Annotated in this window: 15 protein-coding genes; 1 reads left to right on the top strand and 14 read right to left on the bottom strand. The window is 73.1% G+C overall.

Annotated features, from left to right (window positions below; all coding sequences use genetic code 11):
- Positions 1–24: 24 nt before the first annotated feature.
- The 14 genes from GHR20_RS06215 to GHR20_RS06280 all read right to left on the bottom strand — a co-directional run bounded on the left by GHR20_RS06215 (position 25) and on the right by GHR20_RS06280 (position 15,361).
- Entirely contained in the window at positions 25–906 is an 882-nt protein-coding gene (locus GHR20_RS06215; RefSeq protein ID WP_153812519.1) for an alpha/beta hydrolase, read from the bottom strand.
- Positions 907–1,073: 167 nt separating this feature from the next.
- Complete coding sequence (locus tag GHR20_RS06220) at positions 1,074–2,201, bottom strand: aminotransferase class V-fold PLP-dependent enzyme (protein WP_153812520.1); 1,128 nt, start codon at positions 2,199–2,201, stop codon at positions 1,074–1,076.
- Positions 2,194–3,537, bottom strand: coding sequence for a hypothetical protein (locus tag GHR20_RS06225; RefSeq protein WP_153812521.1), 1,344 nt, complete (start codon positions 3,535–3,537; stop codon positions 2,194–2,196). Before GHR20_RS06225 ends, GHR20_RS06220 begins: the two co-directional genes overlap by 8 nt.
- On the bottom strand, positions 3,534–4,370 hold the full coding sequence (locus GHR20_RS06230) for an alpha/beta hydrolase (RefSeq protein ID WP_153812522.1): 837 nt from the start codon (positions 4,368–4,370) through the stop codon (positions 3,534–3,536). The genes GHR20_RS06225 and GHR20_RS06230 overlap by 4 nt, the downstream gene beginning before the upstream one ends.
- Positions 4,371–4,389: 19 nt before the next feature.
- Complete coding sequence (locus GHR20_RS06235; RefSeq protein WP_153812523.1) at positions 4,390–5,241, bottom strand: class I SAM-dependent methyltransferase; 852 nt, start codon at positions 5,239–5,241, stop codon at positions 4,390–4,392.
- Positions 5,242–5,768: 527 nt separating this feature from the next.
- On the bottom strand, positions 5,769–7,052 hold the full coding sequence (locus GHR20_RS06240; RefSeq protein ID WP_153812524.1) for an MFS transporter: 1,284 nt from the start codon (positions 7,050–7,052) through the stop codon (positions 5,769–5,771).
- Between the two features lie 48 nt (positions 7,053–7,100).
- Complete coding sequence (locus tag GHR20_RS06245; RefSeq protein ID WP_153812525.1) at positions 7,101–8,099, bottom strand: class I SAM-dependent methyltransferase; 999 nt, start codon at positions 8,097–8,099, stop codon at positions 7,101–7,103.
- Positions 8,096–9,115 carry a GNAT family N-acetyltransferase gene (locus tag GHR20_RS06250; protein WP_153812526.1) on the bottom strand — a complete coding sequence of 340 codons (1,020 nt, stop codon included), beginning with the start codon at positions 9,113–9,115 and terminating at the stop codon, positions 8,096–8,098. The genes GHR20_RS06245 and GHR20_RS06250 overlap by 4 nt, the downstream gene beginning before the upstream one ends.
- 6 nt (positions 9,116–9,121) lie before the next feature.
- Entirely contained in the window at positions 9,122–9,958 is an 837-nt protein-coding gene (locus GHR20_RS06255) for an isocitrate lyase/PEP mutase family protein (protein WP_153812527.1), read from the bottom strand.
- A gap of 63 nt (positions 9,959–10,021) precedes the next feature.
- Complete coding sequence (aepY, locus tag GHR20_RS06260) at positions 10,022–11,140, bottom strand: phosphonopyruvate decarboxylase (protein WP_153812537.1); 1,119 nt, start codon at positions 11,138–11,140, stop codon at positions 10,022–10,024.
- Positions 11,137–12,210, bottom strand: a complete 1,074-nt coding sequence (locus GHR20_RS06265) for a hypothetical protein (RefSeq protein ID WP_153812539.1) — start codon at positions 12,208–12,210, stop codon at positions 11,137–11,139. Before GHR20_RS06265 ends, aepY begins: the two co-directional genes overlap by 4 nt.
- The gene (locus GHR20_RS06270) at positions 12,207–13,523 is read right to left on the bottom strand and encodes a nucleotidyltransferase family protein (protein WP_153812541.1); all 1,317 of its coding nucleotides are present in this window, start codon (positions 13,521–13,523) and stop codon (positions 12,207–12,209) included. The genes GHR20_RS06265 and GHR20_RS06270 overlap by 4 nt, the downstream gene beginning before the upstream one ends.
- Complete coding sequence (locus tag GHR20_RS06275; RefSeq protein WP_153812543.1) at positions 13,483–14,439, bottom strand: nucleoside-diphosphate kinase; 957 nt, start codon at positions 14,437–14,439, stop codon at positions 13,483–13,485. Before GHR20_RS06275 ends, GHR20_RS06270 begins: the two co-directional genes overlap by 41 nt.
- Positions 14,440–14,473: 34 nt before the next feature.
- Positions 14,474–15,361, bottom strand: coding sequence for a GNAT family N-acetyltransferase (locus tag GHR20_RS06280; RefSeq protein ID WP_194858823.1), 888 nt, complete (start codon positions 15,359–15,361; stop codon positions 14,474–14,476).
- Between the two features lie 595 nt (positions 15,362–15,956).
- On the opposite strand from GHR20_RS06280, the gene GHR20_RS06285 reads away from it, so the two are divergent.
- Positions 15,957–19,415 carry a non-ribosomal peptide synthetase gene (locus tag GHR20_RS06285; protein ID WP_153812547.1) on the top strand — a complete coding sequence of 1,153 codons (3,459 nt, stop codon included), beginning with the start codon at positions 15,957–15,959 and terminating at the stop codon, positions 19,413–19,415.
- The last annotated feature ends 55 nt before the right edge of the window (positions 19,416–19,470 follow it).

Here is a 19,470-nt window from a genome sequence, read left to right on the forward strand (position 1 = left end):
ACTCGCCGGCGTCGCGCCGCCCGCTCAGCCGGTGTGGGCCACCAGGGCGTCGACGAGGGTGGGCCAGAGCTCGCGGGGGCGGTCGTGGCCCATGTCGGGGAGGAGCAGGAGTCCGGCGCCGGGCACCAGGTCCGCGGTGCGCCTGCCGCCGTCGGGATCGATCAGCGTGTCGTCCAGGCCGTGGATCACCAGGGTCGGTACCCGCAGTCCACGCAGCGCGTCCGCGCGGGAACCGCTGAGGATCATCGCCCCGAGCTGTCGTGCGATCCCGGCGGGGCGGTAGGCGCGGTCGTAGCTCGCGGCGGCCAGTTCGCGCAGCGCGGCGGCGTCGCCGTACCGCTGGGAGGCCCAGACCAGTTCCCGCTCCGCCGCCGCGACGTACCCGTCGCGGTCCGCGGGCCTGGGACCGAACAGCACGGCCTGCGCCTCGGGGCTGGGCCGGCCGTACGCGCTCTCGCCGGTCGAGGACATCATCGAGGTCAGGGTCAGCACCCGCGCCGGGGCGGCGACGGCCATCGTCTGGGCGATCATTCCGCCCATCGAGGCGCCGACCACGTGGGCACGTTCGACACCGAGCGCGGTGAGCAGGCCGAGGCCGTCGGCGGCCATGTCGGAGAGCCGGTAGGGAACCATCGCGAGCGCGGCGGGCAGATCACCCGAGCTGACGGCGGCGACGAACTCGCCCATGTCGACGGGATGGTCGTCGAACATGGTGGACAGCCCGCAGTCGCGGTTGTCGTACCGGATCACATAGCGGCCGCGGCCGGCCAGCGCCCGGCAGAAGTCCTCGTGCCAGGCGAGCAGCTGCGCGCCGAAACCCATCACGAGCAGGACCGGGGGGTCCCCGGGGTCGCCGAAGGTCTCGTACGCGAGGGACACCCCGGGGGACACACCGATGATCGACATGCGGGGAGACTGCCACGGGCGGCCAGGGCGCGCACCTGGAATGACGGCGCGACGGTCCCGGGCCGACGCGAGGGGGGCTCGCGGAAGGCCCCGCCGGTCGATCGCCCGGCAGGGCCTTCGTCGTCGCGGCGGCTGCTGCGGAACGTTCCTCCCGGCCGCTGCCGTTCCTACTCGCTTCGCGCCTTCGTCAGATGCCGTATCGACTCTTCCAACGCCCCCTCCAGCTCGACCAGTCGGGGCATCGGGATCTCGCCCATCGTGGCGATGCGGAAGTGGGTCCGCGACAGGCGGCCCTGGCCGGCGTAGACGACGTAGCCGCGCCGCTTCAGCTCGTCGTGCAGCGCGGGATAGGTGACGCCGGTGGGCAGCTCCAGCGCCGTGACCGAGTTGGCGCGGTACGGCTCCTCGATCAGCACCGGCAGGCCGAGGCGGGCGAACCCGGCGCGCACCAGGTCCGCCCGCTCCCGGTACAGCCGGACGCGTGCCCCGTACCCGCCGGCGCTCTCGTACTCGGTGATCGCCTCGTCCAGCGCGTAGCACGTCTGGACGGCCGGGGTGAACGGGATGTCCCCGGCGCGCTGGGCCGCCAGCTGGGCCGCGGGGTCGAGGTAGACGCTGCGCCGGGGCACCGCGGCGACCCGGTCGACGCCCTTGCCGGTGGAGAGCAGCAGGAAGGAGACGCCGGGGATGCCGTGCAGCCCCTTGTTCGCGGTCCCGCAGATGATGTCGGCGCCCACCTCGGCGAGATCGGGTGACTCGATGGCGGTCGAGCTGATCGCGTCGACCAGGAAGACCGCTTCGTGGTCACGGACGATCGCGCCGATCTCCGCGATCGGGTTGAGCATCCCGGTGGTCGTCTCGTGATGCACGCACGCGACGGCGTCGATGCGAGCGTCCGACCGCAGCCGTTCGGCGACGGCGCCCGGATCGACCGGAGTGGTCCATGGCGCCTTCACCACGACCGTCTCGATCCCGTGCGCCTCGGCCATGGACAGCAGCCGGGCGCCGTACACCCCGTTGTCGACGACCAGCAGTTTGCGTCCGGCGCGGACCGAGCCGATCACGGCCGTCTCCATGGCCGCCGTGCCGGAGCCGGTGATCAGCACCGTCTCATGGGTGTCCGGCACGCCGAGGCACCGGGCGATCGAGGTGCGCAGCTCGGCCAGGAGCTCGGCGAACTCCGGTTCGCGGTGGCACAGGTCGCCCCGGAGCATGGCCGCGCGCACCCCCGGTGAGGTGCCCGCGGGGCCGGGGTTGAGCAGGACGAGGTCGCCGGGCGCGGTGAGGTCACTCATCGCCGCCCCAGTAGACCGGTGCCGGGATCGCGCCCTGGAGGCCGTTGATCATCAGATGGCCGTCGCCCTTGACGCCGTAGCGGCGGATGGCGCCGACGAACTCGCCGTCCAGGACGTAGGAGCCGTAGACCACGGGGACGGTGAGCTCGTGCAGCTCACCGGCCTCGTCCTGGAAGGAGAGGGGCTTCGGGGTCGCCGTCATCAGTTCCTGGACGACCCAGGGGCGCTCGGCGCCGGCCGCCTGCTCGATCAGCGCGGACCAGTCGGCGGGGGCGAGTTCGCGGCCGATCAGGACGTCCCGGCCCTTCTCCCCCAGCGCGGGCTTGATGACCAGGCGGTGCTGGTTGCGCAGGGACCAGTCGAGCAGGTCGACGCGCTCGCCGCGCCAGTAGGTGTGGCGCTCGGTGAGCCGCCGGGTCCAGGGCACCGCCTCGGCCAGGTCGGCGGCGAGGGCGGACGGCAGCCCGCCGGTGAACTCCTCGTCGGAGAGTGTGGCGAGGGTCGCCTTCGTGGCGAGGATCTCCCCCCACAGCCCGGTGACGGACCGCAGGGCGCCGTCGCGGGCGGCGGCGGAGATCCGGCCCAGCTCGGCCATGTGGTGCGGGTTCCCGGCGTCCGGCAGGAAGTAGCGGTGCACCAGTGCGATGCGCGCGCCCTGGTGCCAGGCGGCTCCCTCGCGGATCTCGATGTCCTCCATGTGCACGGAGCGCGCGGTCAGTCCGTGCCGGGCCAGTTCCAGCACCAGGGAGCGGTAGTGCCAGTTGTCGAAGTGGTCGTCGCCGGCCGCCTCGTCGGCGTAGTAGGTGAGGGCGATCAGACCGTCCTCGTGCGTCATGTGCCGGCGCAGGACGTCCGCGAACCGGCCCATCAGGTACCGGGGTTCGCCGCAGGCGCCGAACTCCGGCCTGAGCACGTCCGCCTGGTGCGCGCGCAGCAGCATGTCGTTGAGCGGGAACAGGCCCGCGAGGGAGCCCGCGTTGACGTCGACGATGACGCAGCGCTCGGGTCCGGTGCCGTCGGTGGTGCCGAGGATCATGTCGGGGCGGCCGATGAGGTGCCAGTCCCGCGCGGGCAACGACTCCCACATCGGGACCAGTTGCTCGGGCAGGCCCAGGGCCTCGGCCATCCGGGTGGCGTCACCGTCGTAGCGGTCGATGAACGCCTCGACGCCGCGCCGGAAGGCCGTCCAGGTGCGGGACATCCGCCCGAACGTCGCCGTGGGCAGCCGGGCGGCCGACAGGGCGAACCGGAAGGGTACGGGGACGGCGTCCAACTCGGCGGTGACGGAGGAGAGTTCCTCCGGTGCGAGGGCGCGGGGCGCGAGGAGTCCGGTCATCGTGCCGCCTCCGCCAGGAAGGCGCGGGCCTTCCGGAGGAACTCCTCGGGCCGCTCCATGGTGATCATGTGGCCCAGGTCGTCGGCGTACTCGGCCTTCGCCCCGGGGATGTCGCGCGCGAGGCGCTCGCCGATCTCGATGGCGTCCGGCTGGTCCATGCCGCCGATCAGGACGAGCGTGGGCACCTGGATGGAGTCGAGCCGTTCGGCGGCGTTGGGCACCAGTTCGAGTTCGTCGGGCTCGTTGCCGGTCTCCGCGACCGTCTTGCGCCTGCGGTCGTAGCCCGCGGTGGCGGTGATGCGCAGTCGTGCGATCAGCGTCGGGTCCATGTCGGCGAGCGTCCGCTTGGGTCCGGCGACCCAGCTGCCGAGGCTGATGTCGAGGGCCTTGTCGTCGTCGCCGGCCCAGATGAGGTCTTCCTCGGCCATCCGGTTGGTGTTCACCTCGTCGGTCCACACATGCTCCCGGCTGACCGGCGCGGCCAGCAGCAGGGACCGGACCCGGGCGGGGTGCAGCACCGCGAACTCCACGGCGATCCGGCCGCCGAAGGACGGGCCGATCACATGGGCGCGCTCGATGCCGAGGTGGTCGAGGAGGGCGGCGAGGTCGTCGGCGGACTGGTACGGCTCGTCCGGGTAGCCGGAGCGGCCGAAGCCCCGGCAGTCGTAGCGGACCACGGTGTAGTCCCGCGCCAGGTCCTCGAACTGGCCGTCCCAGATGGTGGTGTTGCCGTTGCCGGTGTGCAGCAGGACCACGGCGTCGCCGGAGCCCGCGCGTTCGTAGTAGAGCTCCGTGCCGTTGACGGGTGCGAAGCCGGTCTCGTGGTTCGTCATGTTCTCTCCTCGTGCTGGCTCAGCCGCGGGCGGCGGTCAGCGCGCCGGTCAGCGGGGTGGAAGGCAGTGACACGGTCTCGGCGTAACCGGCGGCGCGGATCTCCACCAGGAGGTCCTCCTGGGTCAGGGAGCTGCCGCCGTTGACCGCGGTGACCAGGTCGGACATCGCGTTGACGATGGGGAGTTCACAGTCGGCGGCGAAGGTGGTGGCGATCACCCAGCCGCCGGGCCGCAGTACCCGGCGCACCGTTTCGAGCGCCTTGGGGATCGCGTCGGGGGACATGAAGCTCAGCGGCAGCCAGGCCAGGTCGTAGACCGCGTCGTCGGCGAGGTCGGTGACATCGCCGTGGCGCAGCTCGACCCGGTCGGCGCAGCCGGCCTCGTCGATGACGGTGCGGGCGAGGCCGAGGACGCGTTCCATGCGGTCCACGCCGACGACCCGGGCGCGCGGCCAGCGTTCGGCGATACGGGCGGCGAGCTGGCCGGTGCCCACGCCGACGTCGAGGAAGGCGGCGTCCGTCCGCTCCGCGATGCCGGTGAGGCCGAGGACGGGGGCGGCCTCGTCGACGATCCAGTCCGCGACCTGGCGCGAGCCGCGCCCCTGGGCGAGCAGGACTTCGTCGGGCATGTCGCCCCAGCCCTTGGCGGGGCCCTCGGCGAACGCCGCGGCCTGGGCGAGCTGGCTGGTCAGGGCGGCGGCGAACTCCGGATCGTGGAAGCCGACCGGCAGCCCGGACAGGGTGAGCGCCCGCTCCGCCGCGGCGCGCTGGCGCGGGCTCAGGTCGTCGCGGCCCTGTGCGGCGTAGGCGGCGACGGCCCAGGCCGCGTCGACCAGTCTGCTGAGTTCGAACTGCATCTGTGCGCCGAGCATGCTGCTGCCTCCTTGGGCGTCAAACCGGTTCGGGTCGAGCGGGGCCGGACGCGGCGGGCCGGACCGGGCGGCGTCCAAACCGGGTGGGACGGTGGCCGGCGGCCGGGTCGGGTGGACGGACCGGCGAGCGGTCCACAGCGGGTCGGGCGGACCGGCGGGCGGTCCACAGCGGGGCGGACGGAACGGTGGCCGGCGGCCGGGTCGGACGGACCGGCGAGCGGTCCACAGCGGGTCGGGCGGAATGGCAGCCGGTCCACGGCAGGTCGGGCCGGGCGGAACGGCATCCGGGTCGGACGGACCGGTGGACGGTCCCAGGTCGGGCGGAACGGCGGCCGACGGCCGGTCCACGGCGGACCTGGCCGGACGGCGTCGGGCCGGGCGGAACAGCGGCCGGTCCGCGACGGACCGGCGGCCGGTCCACAGCGGGTCAGGCGGACCGGCGGCCGGTCCACGCGCAGGGCGGGCGAAGTGGCGGCCGGTCCACGGCGGGTCGGGCGGAGCGGCGGCCGGTCCGCGGTGGGGCGGGGTCAGACCGGGGTCTCGGCCGGCTCGTTGTCCACGGGGGCGGGCCGGGAGGAGAAGGTCGGGCCGCCGCGCACCAGCAGCGGCAGCGGGGCCGCGACCAGCACGATGAAGGCGCTGACGATGAGCATGTCACGGGTTCCGATGCTGGCGGCGACGACGCCCGCCGCCGCGTAGCCGAGCGGCATCAGGCCCTGGCTGCCCAGCCAGTCCAGGGCCATCACCCGGCCGAGGACGCGGTCGGGGACGTCCTGCTGGAGGGCGGTCATCCACAGGATGGAGAAGACGGTGACGCCGACGCCCGCGATCGCCCAGCAGATGAGGACACCGACCAGCGGCAGCACGGCGAGCGAGCCGACCGAGCCGAAGATGGTGAAGAGGCCGCAGCAGGCGACGGTGCCCGGGCGGCTGGTGCGGATCTTGCCGCCGACGATCGAGCCGATGATCGAGCCGACCCCGAGGGCGGCGAACGCACCGCCGTAGGCGGCGGAACCGCCGAGGCTCTTCTCGGCGACGATCGGGGCGGCGAGGAAGGCGGGGGCCACGCAGAAGGTCATGACGACGGTCGCCATGCCGATGGAGGCGCCCACCCAGGGGCGGGAGCGGATCTCCCGGATGCCCTCGTTGAAGTCGCGCAGGCCGCGCCGGACGATGCCGCCGGGCTCCTCCTCACCGGGGACCTCGTCGCGCGCGTCGGCGACGTCGGTCTCCTTGATGAACACGAGGGTGGCAAGGCTCGCGGCGAAGGTGCCGACGTCGATCCACAGCGCGGGCCCGGGGCCCACCCCGGCGATCACGAGGCCGGCCAGGGTGGGACCGGCCACCATGGAGACGTACTGGGACAGGGCGCTGAGCGCGTTGCCGCCCTGGAGCGCCTCCTCCGGCAGCAGCCGCGGGGGCACGGCGCTGTAGGCGGGCAGGAACAGGCCCTCGGCGATGCCGATGGCGATCACGAGGACCAGGAAGACGGCCGTGTTCAGGTGGACCGGGGCGATCGCGATGGCGGCGACGCCGACGGCGCGCACGACGTCCGCGCCGATCATCACCCGGGTGCGCCGCCAGCGGTCGCCGATGGAGGCCGCGAGCACGGTGCCCACGGCCAGCGCGATGCCCTGCACCGCGAGGACCACGCCGAGCCCGGTGGCGCCAGCGTCTCTGTCCAGGACGACCATCGCGAGGATGATCGGGAACATGGCGTTGCCGATGGAACTCAGGGACTGCCCGGTCCACAGGAAGGCGAAGTCCCGGTGTTTGAGCGGCAGGAACATGCTGGGCTTGGGATCCGTCATGTACTCGATCTCTCAGGGGGGTCGGTTCGTCGGAGCGGTGGTGGTGCGTCAGCGGGGTCGTACGGCGGTGAGGCAGGTGAAGTGCGGTGGGGCGCTGGGAAGTTCGACCGTCCGCATGCCGGTGAGGCCGGCCTCGGCGAGCCAGTCCGTCACCTCCGCCCCCGAGTACATGGCGCCGCTGCTGGTGCGGGCGGCCAGGAACAGGGCGTACTGGGCCCGTACGGGGTTCGTCTCGTACGGCCCGGAGCCGAGGATGTCGATGACGGCGAGGGTTCCGCCGGGCTTGACGGCGGCGGCCGCCCGGTGCACCAGGCGCTCGGCGTCGTCGGCGGTCTCCAGGTGCAGGATGTTGCCGAGGATCACCAGGTCGTGGGCGGCGGCGGGCAGTTCGACGTCGAAGTAGCTGCCCTCCAGGGTGGTGACGCGGGCGTCGACACCGGCCTCGGCCGCGTTGTGCCGCAGTCCTTCGAGGACCGGCGGCAGGTCCACGGCGGTGACCTGGACGCCCGGCATCCGGGTGGCGGCGGCGAGGCTCCACACGCCGGAGCCGGCGCCGAGGTCGAGCACCGAGCGGGTGCCGTCGCCGAGGCCGTAGGGCTGCTTCTCCAGCGCCTCGGCCAGTTCGGCGGCCGCGGCCGGGTACATGTGCCCGAGGCCCTGGGCGACCTGGGCGTAGTGGCGGCCCCGCTCCTCCAGGGTGCCGTCCATGGACAGCAACGGCTTGCCGGACAGCAGCAGTTCGGGCAGGTGGCCGAAGAGGTTCAGGTGCAGTTCGACGCCGCCGGGGGCGTTGCGGGCGCGCTCGGCCAGTTCGGGGGACGCCTGGTAGCGGCCGTCGGCGTGGACGGCGGCGCCGCTGTGCACGAGGACGTTGAGGGTGAGCCGGGTGGCGAGCGGGTCCAGTGCGAGGTCCTTCGCGAACTCCACGGCGGTCGCGGCCCGTTCGAGCAGCGCCGCGAGGAGGCCGGCGCGTTGGGCGCCGAGGACCGCGAGCACGGGTATGCCCTGGTCGAAGACCTCGGCGAGCGCGGTGGCCGGCTTGGTCATGAGAATTCCCTTCGGTCGTGCGAGTCGCACATCCAGGAGACGAGCTCGACGGGTTCGGCCCCGAGACGCTGCTTCCACGCCGGGTTGGTCCGGCCCAGTTCGATGACCTCACAGCCCTGGGAGACCGCGTAGTCGACGGAGAGGTCGAGCAGGACGAGGTACGGGCTGAAGGTGCTGCGCACCTCGCTCTCCACGCCGATGGCCCAGTTGTGCAGGGTGCGGCCGTCCAGGAAGGAGACCGAGGCGGCGACCACGTGCCCGGCTTCCTCCAGGGTGAAGACGCACGCGGGCGCGCCCACGTTCGTCAACAGGTGTGCCAGCGGCCCCTGTTCGTAGTAGCCGGGGTTGTAGCGGTCGGCGGTCAGTTTGAGCAGCCGGCACGCGGCCCGGACGATCCGCTCGGGCAGCGGGTCGCGGTAGACGTGTCCGGTGATCCCGGCCCTGGCCGCCAGGCGCAGCTGCCGGCGCGCGTCCTGCCGTACCCGGCCGGGCAGCCGTTCGAGGTGCTCGGCGAAGCCGCCGACGGCCGTCAGGGGCATGCGGAAGCGGTGGTTGCGCGGCACCCGGCGGGCCCTGCTCTCCAGGAGCGGGGTGAGCGGGGAGTCCAGTGCCATGTTGATGAACCCGAACTCGGCCGCGCCCCACGCGCGGGCCTGTGCCCGCATCGCCTCCCACAGGGGCTCGACCAGTTCCTTCTGGGCGTGCCGCAGGGGCAGCCGGGTGTCGTAGCAGTGCCAGAAGTGGCTGACCGCCCAGGGCGGGCCGGCCACGTTCCGGGCCCCGAACGGGTCGCGGGCCGGCACCAGGTACAGCGGCAGGACGGCGGCCGGGTCGTCATCGGAGCCGACGGTCAGGTAGCGCACGTCGAGGGTGGGTTGCAGCGGGTTCGCGGCGTACGAGGTGAGCAGTGCGGACCGGTAGAAGACCGGCGCGCCCGCGGCGGCGACCACGGCGTCCCAGCCGCGCGGGTCCGGGATCCGGGTGTGGGAGGAGATCCGTATGCCTGTGGCCGGCATCGGGGGTTAGCCCACTCGCTCGTCGGTCATGCGCAGCACCTGCTCCACCGGGGCGATGTCCTGGCCGACGGCGGAGAGCAGACACTCGCTGCGCAGGGTGCCGAGCATCGGCGGGAGCGTCGCCAGCATGCGGCGCACCACCACGTTGGCGAAGAGCACGGTCGTGGCGCCGTATTCGGCGAACGTCTCCAGCGGCACCTCCGGCAGCGAGGTGGGCGCGAGCGTGATCGGCAGCAGCCCGCGGACCTGTTCGAGGACGGGGAAGAGCTGGTCCTTGCACTTCCTGTTGACCTGCACGAACAGCCCGTCCACGCCGGTCTCGGCGTAGCGGCGCATCCGGCGGACCGCCTCGTCGACGCCGAGGCCGGCCACGAGTGCCTCGCAGCGGGCGACGATGCGCAGGTTCTTGCGTTCGGCGGTCACCCGTTCCAGGCGGCGGGCGAACTCCTCGGTGTCCATGAGGTCGCGGGACTCGTCGGCGGCGAGCGAGTTGCGCTTGGGGAAGACGTTGTCCTCGATGACGACGGTGTGGGCGCCGGCGTCCTCGAAGGCGCGGACCGCGCGGACGGCGGTCAGGTCGCTGCCGTAGCCGTTGTCGGCGTCGACGAAGACGGGCAGGGTGGTGGCGGCGCGGACCTCGCGGATGACGGAGGTCATCTCGGTGGGGGTGAGCAGGTTGCGGTCGGGTATCGCGAAGCGCGAACAGACCTCCAGGCTGCCGAGCCAGAGCAGGTCGAAGCCGGCGCTCTGCACCATGCGCGCGGTGAGCGCGTCGTGGACGCCGACGCCGATGGCGGTGGCGAGGGCGGGGGTCGGCCGCGGGGCGGTGTCGTGCACGGTCATGGTCGTGGGTCCTTCACGTCGGTGGGGTGTCCGGTGGTGCCGTGGTGGGGTGGGGTACGGCGCTCAGCCGGCGGCCTCGGTCATGAAGCGGGTGCGGATCGCGTCGGGCTCCAGGCTGGCCGTCGCCCGCGCCGGCGCTGCGCCCGTGCCGGCGGTCGTCTCGATGACGAGGAGGGCGGGTCCGGGCTGTGAACCGACGTGCTCCAGTACGGGTTTGAGGTCGCTGAGGGAGGTGACGCGGCCGCCCCAGCGGTAGCCGCTCGCACGGGCGACGTCCTCGAAGCGGGTGCGGGCGCCCGCGGTGGGCTGGCCGCCGGTCGACTCGTACTGCCGGTTGTCCAGGACGACATGGACGAGGTTGCCGGGGGCCTGGGCGCCGACGGTGCCGAGGGCGCCCATGTGCATCAGGCAGGCGCCGTCGCCGTCGAGCACGAACACCCGGCGGTCGGTGCGGGCCAGTGCCAGGCCGAGGCCGAGGGAGAGGGCGTGGCCCATGGAGCCCTGCATGTAGAAGTTGCCGGGCCGGTCGGCTCCGGCGAACAGCCAGCGCGAGGTGAACCCGGTGGTGGAGACGACGAGTTCGTCGCGGAGCAGTGCGCCGAGCGCGGCCACCACGTCGTGGGTGCCCGGGCGCCGGGAGGTCTCGGGCGTCTCCTCGGCGGGGGCCGGCCCCGCCAGCACGCCGCGCGGGACGACGAGGGCGGCGGTGCGCCCGGACCGGACCGCTTCGACGGCGGCGTCGAGGGTCGCGCCCAACGCGTCGGGCTCGGGCGAGAGTTGCCAGTGGGGCACCCGGAGCGCGTCGAGGAGCGGGACGGTGGCGGCGCCCATGAGCCGGTGCTGGGGTTCGTCGGGCGGCCCGTCCGGGTCGCCGCGGTGGCTGACGAACATCAGGACACCGATGTCATACGGCGCGGACAGCGAGGTGAGAGGGTTGACCAGGTTGCCGAGGCCCGAGTTCTGGAGCAGTACGGCGCCGGGCGTCCCGGCGAGGGAGAAGCCGCAGGCGGTGGCGAAGGCGGCGCCCTCGTTGGCGCAGGCCACATAGCGGCCGTCCTGCTGGAGCAGGGGGATCAGACCGGCGAAGTAGGAGCAGGGGACACCCGCGAACCGGTCGACACCGCGGGCGCGCAGGGCCCGGTCGAGGAGGTCCGCGGGCAGGGCCGGAGTCGTGTTCGTCATGTGTGTCCCTGACATCGGAGCCGGAGTGCGGTGCGGGGCGAGCGGGCCACCACGTCGGCGAAGCGGGCGGCCTCGGCGGCGCCGATCCCGAAGAACGTGGCGCGCAGGGCGGGTTGTTCGGTGTCGAAGTGGCGGGCGGCCACGACCTTGAACCCCTCCTCGTGGAACGCGGCGAGCGCGGATTCCTCCAGCTGCTCGGTGGTCGGCCTGGAGTCCTCCGGCTGCCCGGTGGTCGGCGCCCGCGTCCGGCCGGCGCGCGGGTCCAGCGGGATCAGCGCGTTGGGTCCGTCGAAGGCGGGGAAGTCGATGCCGTGCGCCGAGGCCAGCCGGTCCCGGAACGCGGCCTTGGCGGCGTCCACTTCGGCCAGCAGACCTTCCCGGAGAAGCTCCAGCCCGCCGTCCCGGAAGAACAGGCCCCAGGCCCGCTGCCAGACCGGCGAGGGCGGGGTGCCCAAAAGTTCCGGGAACGCCTCCTCGAAGCAGCCGGGTCCGGCCATCCAGCCGAGGCGGGCGCCGACGCCCCGCAGCTTGTGCAGGGTGCCGGCGCTGTCGGCCCCGGCGGGGGTACCGGCGTGTCCGCAGAACCAGGCGTACGTCTCGTTGACCACGACGCGGTGGCCCTCGGCGGCCAACTCGGCGACGCGGGCGCGCTCCTGGCCCCTCAGGGTGCGGCCGTCCGGGTTGCGGCCGGGCGAGGTGAGCCAGAGCACGGTGTCCCAGGGTTCGCCGCCGAAGGCGCCCTTGAGCAGCTCGTCCCAGGAGGCCCGGGTCACCTGGGCGCCGGCGCCCGCGAGGACGGGGACGACCCCCGGGTAGGTGGGCCGTTCCAGCACCACGTGGCCGAAGCGCCGGGCGTAGGTGAGGGCGGTCGCCCGCAGACTGGAGGTGATCGTCAACTGGTCTTCCGGCAGACCGAGTTGGGTGGCCAGCGCCGCCCGCAGGACCTCGTCGCCCCGCGGGGCGGGTACGGTCCACAGGTCGGTCTGCCGGGCCGCCTGGCCGACCCGGTCGGCCCACAGCCGGGTGGCCTCCTCCGGCCAGGGGGCGGGAGATCCGCTGAGGTCGATCACGCCGGCCCTGCCGTGAGCCGGCGGGCGAGCGCGAGGCTGTCCCGGCTGATCTCGCCCCAGACGGTGGGCACGAGGACATCGCCGGCGTACCGGACGGCCCAGGCGTTCGCGGCGCCGAACAGGGTGATGCCCGCCGCGAGTTCGACGCTCGTGACCTCGGCGGGCGCGCTGTCGGCGGTGGTCTCGGCGAGCGTCTCCCACACCTCGCGCGGCACGAGCCGCCAGCAGCGGTCCCGGCCCGGCTCGCCGGGGGCGGCGGTGCCGTCCGGGTCCGCGACGCGCGGGCTCAGGTCGGCGGAGAAGTAGTGGCGCGCGGAGTCCGCGAGGGCGGTCGCGGCGGCGTCGTCGGCGCCGCGGGCCCGCTCGTCCTCGTAGGCCAGGGCGGCGAACGCCTCGGCCCGTGCCTCGGGTCCCGGCGGGGCCAGCTCCAGCCCGGTCTCCTCCCCCAGGTCCGGGGGCAGTACGGCGGTGCTCTCCGGGTAGGCCCGGCGGACCGCGTCGACCACGCGGGCGAGGGCGCCCTGGGCGCGTACCGAGCGGCACAGCTCGCTCACCGACACCCAGTCCGGGGTGGTGTCGCTGATCAGGGCGTGCAGGTCGTTGACGTCCTTGACGGACAGCATCTGGTCGCACAGGGCGTGCGCGGCGGTGATCGCGAGGGAGGTCTCGACACCGGGGACGGTGGCGGGCCGCCCGAGCGCTGTCCCGGCGCGCCAGCCGACCAGCGGCAGCAGTCCGGCGTGGCCCACCGAGAAGGCGCCGATGTGCAGGTCGACCCGGGCGTACGGGTTCTTGTTGTCCGGGTAGACGAGGGAGACCTGGCCGTACACGGCACCGTTGTCGTGCCACTTGAGCCAGGGCATCTCGTCGGTGTCGTACACCCAGTCGCGCTCGCGCAGCCAGTCGACCAGCGGCCGGGCGGCGGCCCACTGCGGGAACTGCACGTCCACGTCGCCGAGATGGCGCAGCTCGGGCCGGGGGTAGACCGACTGGGCGCACAGTCCCTTGATGATGCGCCCGCCGAACTCCGCGACGGCGTCGACGACTTCGCGCATCTTCGGGGCGGCGTCGGCCTGCCAGGCGTCGTCCTGGCGGACTTCCTCGGCGAGGAGTTCGTACAGCCGCCTCGACCAGGGGGAGCCGGTGTGCCCTTCGAGGGCGGCGTGCGCGAGGCGGGTGACCTTCGAGCGGGAGAGGGTCGCGTACAGATCCTCGGGGGTGAGCTCGCCGTCCAGCGTGTCCAGCGCGGCGGCGACGGTCGAGGACGGCGGCTCAGTCCGTCCCAAGGTCATGATCGCGGTCTGCGTGTCCATGCGCGCCTTTCGTGGTGAGGACGGGCTCGAAGTACTGCGAGGTGGTCAGGACCGCCCTCTCCCAGGAGTCGCACGCGCAGCCGTGGCGTCGGAGCACGAGGTCCACCTCGGACAGGTCCCAGGGGGCCGCGCTCGGGTCGAAGGGGTGCGCGAGGACGGCGAGCAGCGGGTGCCCGGCGGCCTCGGGGCGGACCAGGGCGGCGAGCCGGCGGCCGGCGTCCGGGCGGGCGAGTTCGCCGCGGGCGGTCAACCGGTCGGCGAGGGCGCGTCCTTCGTCGCCGAGTTCGGTCCACAGCGCGGAGACGATGCGCCCGCGCAGCGCGCCGAGGACGGCGACGTGGTCGCGGGACTCCTTCGGCTGGGTCCGGGCGAGCACCGAGAGGTATCCGTCGAACGTGCCGCCGTCGTGGAATGCCGCGAGCGGTTCGGGGCCGAGTATCGCAGCCGATTCCCGGGCGGCGTTCGCGGGGCTGTCCGACAGATGGAGCAGGCTCAGAATGGCGTTCACCGAGCCGACCTCGTGCCGGATCGAGCCGGGGCGTGTTCTGGGCGGCGTGCCGCCTTTGATTTCGTGGAGAACGGCGTACCGTTCCGCCGCACTGCGGGACACTTCGTCGCGCAGCCGCAGCGCCACCGACGGTCCGAGTGAGAAGAGGGCGTCGAGGGCGCGATAGCGGAAAGTGCTCCCGGCGCCGACGTTCTGAATCTCGGCAATGGCGTCGATCTGCTGGGCGGTCACTCGCACTTCCCGCCATCCGACAGGCTTGAAACCCGCGACCGCGAGATGATCGAGTATGGCGCCGACTCGCTGTTCGCGCAGGCTGTCGGGACTGATCAGGCAGAACGCATGAGTTTGCCAGACCGATTCATCGAAAGACTGTCCCTCTCGAATGGCCCGTTCGTCTTCGATTGTCATGGGGCCTTTCCCTGTATATGCGAGTCAAGGTTCCCTAGATATGCCCGTCAAGGCGCAGCGCGGCGCCGTACAGCGGGGCGGCGACGCATCCTCTGAGTTGTTTGGCCTCCCAGGAACCGAGGCCGTACGGAATGATCCGGACGCCCCGCTCGGGTGCCAGCTCGATGGGCTTGTAGAACAGCGTGGCGAAATAGGTGAGCCGGGAGTCCGGGTCGGTGTAGTCCGCGCCGGCGAGCGTGGGCATCCAGGTCTCGCCGTCCTGGACGAAGAGCCCGAACCCCAGGGTCTTCCCCTCGCGTTCGGCCGTGACGACGGTGATCGCGTCGTCGTCGAAGCAGGACCGGAGCCGGCGGATCATCGACGCCTCTTTGGCGGGGTCGGCGCTCCCCCCGTACTTGGCGACCAGCTGGCAGCGCAGGTCGACCAGCTCCGGCTCGTCGTCCCGCAGCGGCCGGGTGGCGACCCGCACCCCGGCCTCCTCCAGGGCGCGCAGCTCACGGCGTACGCGGACCCGGCGGCGCGAGGACAGGGTGTCCAGGTAGCCGTCGAAGCCGGACCAGGTGATGTGCAGGTCGCAGCGGGGCGCGAACTCCACGACCGGCCAGCCCGCCGTGCGCAGGGCGTTCGTGAGGGGCGCGGCCTCCGGGGCGAGGTACTCGAAGGCGATGGCGCGCAGCCCCTGTTCGCCGGCCCACCGCCGCAGCCGCTCCAGCAGGACGGCGCAGGCCGCCTCGTCCTTGGCGAGCCTGCCCACCGGCAGCGCCTCGTAGTGCGGCATCAGCACCAGCAGGCAGGGATAGACGTCCTCGGGCGCGAGGCCCCGCCACGGGTGCGGGCCCTCGGCCGCCAGGCCCTGATAGGACGAGGCTCCCGAGAATATCGAATAAGGATCAATGCGGGTATTCGGCGAGGGACCCGTCATGACGGAGCCATGGAGCGCTAATTCAGGATCACCCGACATCCCGCGCAGAAAGATGGTGACGCGTTCTCCGGGCAGACGCTTCGGTGCGAGACGCAGCCAGCGGTCCGTCGTGGTGGCGGGGATGGGTGCGGGGGTGGCGGCGACAATGTCGTCCCAGGAACCGGGAACACCTGGTTCCACTTCGATCGCTAACGCGGCTTTCGTCGTTTCTGGCTCGCCAAGATGCCGAACATGAGGCATAGGTAGATCCCCCGTCGCGCACAGATCCATCACAGACACCGGCCCGAATGATCGATGCAGTCAAACACACTGCCGAGAGCTGAGGCAAGAGGATCTTCGGTAAACCCCGGCCGCACAGAGATGTCCCGATTTCCCGTTATGTCGACTTCGCCTTGGGTCGAAGTCGCCCCGGGCTATTGACTCGGCGGCTGTTGACTCCCCGCGACGGTCCGTGATTAGCTCCCGGACCATCTGCCACTAATCTCCTCTTACCTCTGCCTGGTACGGCCTGCCCTCATGCGTGCGGCCACTCGGGATTTGTCAAAACACATATTCCTGCCCACCTGAGCATCTGAACGCCCTAAGGAGTAGCAGGATGGCTCATCTCCTTGAGGAACTCGCGCTTTCGGTACTCCCCGGGGAGCCGGACACGGCCGCACTCGCCGAACTGAGCTTCGTGCGACTGGGTGGTGACTCTCTGCGGGCGATGCACCTGGTCTCGCTGGCCGAGGAAAGGCTCGGTGTCGCGGTTCCCCTGGGACGGCTGCTGACGGACGAGCCGTTGCGCGCCGTCCTCGCGCGGGCACAGCCGGCGTCGGAGCCAAGAGCCGGGGCGCGCGGCCCCCTTGCCGAACCCGGGCGCGCCGAGGGGCAGTTGTCGCACGCGCAGCAGGGCATGTGGCTCACCGAGCGGGCGGTCGGCGGCTCGCCGTACAACCTGGTCTTCGCGGCCTTCGCCGAGGGGCCGCTGCGCCGGGACCTGCTCGCCGGGGCGGTGGCCTCGGTGGGGCGGCGGCACGAGAACCTGCGCACCCGCTTCGTGGACGTGGACGGGCGGGCCGACCGGCAGGTGGACGACGAATTCACCGTGGGTATCGAGGAGTTGGCTTACGAAGCCGAACGCGATGGCGGCTTCGAGCCCTTCGTGCGGGCGGCGGCGGCCCGGGAGGGGCGGGCCGTCTTCGACCTCGCCGCCGCTCCCCCGCTGCGCTTCCTGTACGCGTCCGCCGGAAGCGGCCGGCACGCCCTGGTCCTGATCGCCCACCATCTGCTGCTCGACGGCTGGTCGGTCGGCCTGCTGCTGCGGGAACTCTTCGCCGCCTACGACCACCCGGACCGGCCGCTCGCCCCCGCGCCCCGCTTCCGGTGCCTCCTGGACCACCAGGAGAGCCTGTCGGCCAGCGGGGTCTGGGACCGCGAGGGCGCGTTCTGGGAGGGCCATCTCGCGGGCGTTCCAGCCGTGTTGGAGCTGCCGAGCGACCTGCGGCGGCCCGCGCTTCAGGACCCGTCGGGCGCCCGGGTCCCCTTCGACCTCGGCGCCGAGACCTCGGCCGGGATCACCGCGCGCGCCCGGGAGTGCGGTGTCACCCCCTTCGCCTGCCTCCTCGGCGCCTACGCCCTCGCCCTCGGCCGCCACACCGGCGCCCGCCGGCTGCTGATCGGCGTGCCGCTGGCCGGACGCACCACCCCCGAGCTGCGCGAGCTGGTCGCGGTGACGGGCAATCTGGTGCCGGTCAGGATCGACCTCGACGACGACCGCGGCATCGGCGACCACCTGCGCGCGGTGCAGCGCTCTCTGGCGCTGAGCCTGGAGCACGGCTCGCTGCCCGTCGACACGCTGGTCACCCGGCTGGGCATGGGCGGCAGCACCAGCCGCCATCCGCTGGTGCAGTTCTGCTTCGGCATGCACGACCAGCTGGTGCCCCGGCGCCTGGCCACCCGGGAACTGGCCGTCCGGATCGAGGAACTGCACGGCGGGGGCTCCCAGTTCGACGCGACGCTGTTCGTCAGCGACAGCGATCCGTCCTTCGCGGGCAGCCTGGAGTACGCGACCGGGGCCCTGCTCCCGGCGGAGGCGCGGGCGTTCCTCGCCGACTTCGCGGAGGCGGTCGTACGGCTGGCGCGGGACCCGGCGCGGGAGATCCTCGAAGACGTACGGGCCCTGTCCGCGCCCCAACGGGCCCGGCTCGACCGGCTGAACCGGACCGGGCAGCCGTATCCCGCGCTCACGGTCGAGGAGTTGTTCCTGGCCCAGGTCGAACGCCGCCCCTCGGCGACGGCCGTACGCGAGGGGGAACAGGCGCTCACCTACGCCGAGTTGGCGGAGGCGGCGGCGCGGCAGGCGGCGCGACTGCACGCGGCCGGGGTGCGGCCCGGGGACACCGTGGTGATCGCCGTGGAGCGCTCGGTCGCCGAGATCGTGGCCGTCCTGGGCGCCCTGTGGGCCGGGGCCGCCTATCTGGGGATGGACCCCGCCCTGCCCGCGAGCCGCGTGGACCAGATGTTCGACCGTGTGAAGCCCGCGGCCGTGGTGGCGCGACCGGGAGCCGGCCTGGGTCGGCTGGGCGAGATCGGGCTGCCGCCGGTGGAGCCGTGGCCGTCCGGCACCGGTGTGCCGGTCGTGCGGCCGACCGGTGAGGGCGATCCCGGCCGGGTCGCCTACCTCGCGTTCACCTCGGGCTCCACCGGGACGCCCAAGGGGGTGCGGGTGCCGCACCGGGCCGTCGCCCGGCTGGTGCACGACGCCGCCTATCTCCGGCTCGGCCCGGGCGAGCGGATGCTGCGCCTGGCGCCGCTGGGCTTCGACGCCTCGACCCTGGAGATCTGGGGCCCGCTGCTGTCCGGCGCGACGATCGAGATCCTCCCGGCCGGGCTGCCGGCACCGGCCGAGATCGGCGGCTTCCTGCGGCGGCGCGGGGTGACGGTCTGCTGGCTGACCTCGGGCCTGTTCCGGCTGGTGGCGGACTTCGCCCCGGACGGGTTCACCGGGGTGCGGCACGTACTGACCGGCGGCGACGTGGTGCCCGCCCGCCAGGTGGCCGCGCTCCTCGCACGCCACCCGCATCTGCTCGTCAGCAACGGGTACGGCCCGACGGAGAACACCACCTTCTCCACCGTGCACACCGTCGGCCGCGCCGAGGACGTCGAGGACCCGCTGCCGATCGGCGTGCCGGTGCCCCGCTCCCGTGCGCACATCCTGGACGAGCGCGGCCGGCTGCTGCCGCCCGGCGCCGCGGGCGAACTGTACGTCGCCGGGGACGGGCTGGCCCTGGACTACGCGGGCGACCCGGACGGGACCGCCGAGCGCTTCGGGCACTTCTCGGCGGACGTACCCGAACGGCTGTACAGGACAGGGGACTTGGTGCGGCTCGACGCCCGGGACCGGGTGCGGTTCCTCGGCCGGGTGGACGATCAGGTCAAGATCCGCGGCTTCCGGATCGAACCCGGCGAGATCGCGGCCGCGCTGCGCGAACATCCCGGGGTGCGGGACGCCGCCGTGGTGGTCGCCGAGGACGGGGGCGTGAGCAGACAACTCCTCGCCGTCTGCGTCCCCTCGGACACCGCCTCGGCCCTCTCGACGGCAGAACTCGGCGCGTTCCTCGACCAGCGGCTCCCCGCCTACATGGTGCCGGGGCTGTGGGCGATCGTGGACGAGATCCCGGTGACCGCCAACGGGAAGACCGACCGCGCCCGGCTCGCGGGACTCGGCCGGCCCGCCGCCGAGCCCGCCGCCCCGGCCGGACCGGACGGACGGCGGCCCGAGGTGGCCCGCTTCCTGTGCCAGGTCCTGGAGCGGGAGGACGTGGGCGACGACGCCAACTTCTTCGACGTGGGCGGCAATTCGACCCGCGCGGTCCGCCTGGTCGGGCTGCTCAGAAGGGAGCTGGGCGTCGAGGTGGGGCTGCGGGACTTCCTGCGCGCGCCGACCCTGTCCGGTCTGCTGCGCACCCTCGCCCGGACCTCGGGCCCGGCGACGGGCCCGGCCACCGGTCCGACGTCCGGTCCGGCGGCTGGTCCGACGACCGGTCCGGCCCCTGGTACGGCCGCCGGGTGATCCGCCGCGCGATCCGCGAGAGCGACCGCCGCGCGCCCGCGTGCCGTGCCGTACC

It is taken from the genome of Streptomyces sp. SUK 48 (genome assembly GCF_009650765.1).
GTDB lineage: Bacteria > Actinomycetota > Actinomycetes > Streptomycetales > Streptomycetaceae > Streptomyces.

Excerpts from the sequence above, each read along its gene's own strand:
- GHR20_RS06275 (WP_153812543.1), bottom strand. The coding sequence starts at position 14,439 with ATGACAATCGAAGACGAACGGGCCATTCGAGAGGGACAGTCTTTCGAT.
- GHR20_RS06270 (WP_153812541.1), bottom strand. The coding sequence starts at position 13,523 with ATGGACACGCAGACCGCGATCATGACCTTGGGACGGACTGAGCCGCCG.
- GHR20_RS06285 (WP_153812547.1), top strand. The coding sequence starts at position 15,957 with ATGGCTCATCTCCTTGAGGAACTCGCGCTTTCGGTACTCCCCGGGGAG.
- GHR20_RS06225 (WP_153812521.1), bottom strand. The coding sequence starts at position 3,537 with ATGACCGGACTCCTCGCGCCCCGCGCCCTCGCACCGGAGGAACTCTCC.
- GHR20_RS06215 (WP_153812519.1), bottom strand. The coding sequence starts at position 906 with ATGTCGATCATCGGTGTGTCCCCCGGGGTGTCCCTCGCGTACGAGACC.
- aepY (WP_153812537.1), bottom strand. The coding sequence starts at position 11,140 with ATGACGAACACGACTCCGGCCCTGCCCGCGGACCTCCTCGACCGGGCC.
- GHR20_RS06235 (WP_153812523.1), bottom strand. The coding sequence starts at position 5,241 with ATGCTCGGCGCACAGATGCAGTTCGAACTCAGCAGACTGGTCGACGCG.
- GHR20_RS06245 (WP_153812525.1), bottom strand. The coding sequence starts at position 8,099 with ATGACCAAGCCGGCCACCGCGCTCGCCGAGGTCTTCGACCAGGGCATA.
- GHR20_RS06230 (WP_153812522.1), bottom strand. The coding sequence starts at position 4,370 with ATGACGAACCACGAGACCGGCTTCGCACCCGTCAACGGCACGGAGCTC.
- GHR20_RS06255 (WP_153812527.1), bottom strand. The coding sequence starts at position 9,958 with ATGACCGTGCACGACACCGCCCCGCGGCCGACCCCCGCCCTCGCCACC.
- GHR20_RS06280 (WP_194858823.1), bottom strand. The coding sequence starts at position 15,361 with ATGACGGGTCCCTCGCCGAATACCCGCATTGATCCTTATTCGATATTC.
- GHR20_RS06220 (WP_153812520.1), bottom strand. The coding sequence starts at position 2,201 with ATGAGTGACCTCACCGCGCCCGGCGACCTCGTCCTGCTCAACCCCGGC.
- GHR20_RS06240 (WP_153812524.1), bottom strand. The coding sequence starts at position 7,052 with ATGACGGATCCCAAGCCCAGCATGTTCCTGCCGCTCAAACACCGGGAC.
- GHR20_RS06250 (WP_153812526.1), bottom strand. The coding sequence starts at position 9,115 with ATGCCGGCCACAGGCATACGGATCTCCTCCCACACCCGGATCCCGGAC.